The 1,002-nt window shown below is 68.2% G+C and carries 1 protein-coding gene; it reads right to left on the reverse strand.

All coding sequences use genetic code 11. The features are described from left to right. Positions 1 to 911 (reverse strand): RNA-guided endonuclease InsQ/TnpB family protein (locus ACZ4TV_RS33415; RefSeq protein WP_468139027.1); only part of this gene is annotated, 911 nt, incomplete at its 3' end. Positions 912 to 1,002: the final 91 nt, after the last annotated feature.

Consider the following 1,002-nt stretch of genomic DNA (forward strand, 5'->3'; position numbering starts at 1 on the left):
GTCTTGGCGAGGAACTTCGGGCGGAAGTCCTCGACGGCGAGCGCGTCGTGGTCGCGGACTACGTTCTTGGCCCACTTGCGGCCGGTGTCCTGACGCCGTCGGGCGATCTTCTTCGACACCTTCGACGCAGCACGTCGGGCCTTCTTGTATCCCTTGGTGTCCGGCTTGTTCTTCGGGGTGCGACGCCGGGCCATCATCCGCTGGTAGTGCGCCAGCTTCGCGGCAGCGGTCTTGCCGTGCTGGGCGTGCGGAAGGTCGTGGGCGTCGGACGTGGTGGTCGCGGTCTCCTTCACGCCCCAGTCGATGCCGATCACCGCGCCGGTGGCGGGCAGGGCCTCGGTCGCGGCGGCCGTGACGAAGCTGGCGTACCAGTGCCCGAGGCTGTCCCTGTAGACACGCAGGGAGGACGGGGGGTTGGGCAGCTCGCGCGACCACACGACCGTCAGCACGATCCCGCCGGCCAGATGCAGGCGCCCGTCCTTCAGACGGAACCCGCGCTGCGTGTAGTTCAGCGACGGCGCCGCCTCGCGCTTCTTCTTCGGGCGCGGCATCCCCGCCCGCTGCCGCATCGGCAGCCGGGCCTTGATGTCCTTGAGCGCCTTCGCCCTCGACTTGGCGAAGTCCCGGATGATCTGCTGCTGCGGCACGGACGCACCTTCGTGCAGCCACGTCATCGACTGCCGCGCCTCGGTCAGCATTTTGTCCAGCTGCGCCGGCCCACACGTCGTCTTCTCACCGGTGGCCTTGTTGTGGCGGTGGACCTTGCGGGACATCGCCACGCACTCGTTCCACACCCAACGACACCGCCCCCACTCGCCTTCCAACGCGGTACGGGCGGTGGACGACAGGCGAAGCCGGAAGGTGTACCGGGCATGTCCGGCCACCCCCTCGGCCATCGCTGCTGTCGTCATGATCGGAACCTAACACCCGCCACTGACAACGGAAGAGAGTGCAGGTCACAGCAGATGCGCAGAGAACTCCGCCGCTACGCGGCTCCGCTCC

Source organism: Streptomyces sp. NPDC028910 (assembly GCF_055564955.1).